Below are 346 nucleotides of genomic sequence, written 5' to 3' on the forward strand. Positions count from 1 at the left end.
GCCGGTGGAGATCGCGGCCGTGGTCTCCAACCACACCGATTTCAAAGAGCTGGTGGGCTCGTACAACATCCCCTTCCGTCACATCCCGGTGACGAAGGACACCAAGGCCCAGGCCGAGGCGCAGCTGATGGAGATCGTGCGCGAGGAGCACGTCGAACTGGTCGTCCTCGCCCGCTACATGCAGGTCCTCTCGGACGACCTGTGCAAGCAGCTCAGCGGCCGGATCATCAACATCCACCACTCCTTCCTGCCGAGCTTCAAGGGCGCCAAGCCGTACCACCAGGCGCACGCGCGGGGCGTCAAGCTGATCGGCGCCACGGCCCACTACGTGACCGCCGACCTCGAC

1 protein-coding gene is annotated in these 346 nt (G+C 65.3%); it reads left to right on the plus strand.

Features of this window, described 5'->3' with window-relative positions; translation table 11 throughout:
* Positions 1 to 346: formyltransferase family protein (locus BEK98_RS47775; protein WP_279635522.1), on the plus strand; the 346-nt coding region annotated here is incomplete at both ends.

It is taken from the genome of Streptomyces diastatochromogenes, from assembly GCF_002242805.1.
Lineage (GTDB): Bacteria > Actinomycetota > Actinomycetes > Streptomycetales > Streptomycetaceae > Streptomyces > Streptomyces diastatochromogenes.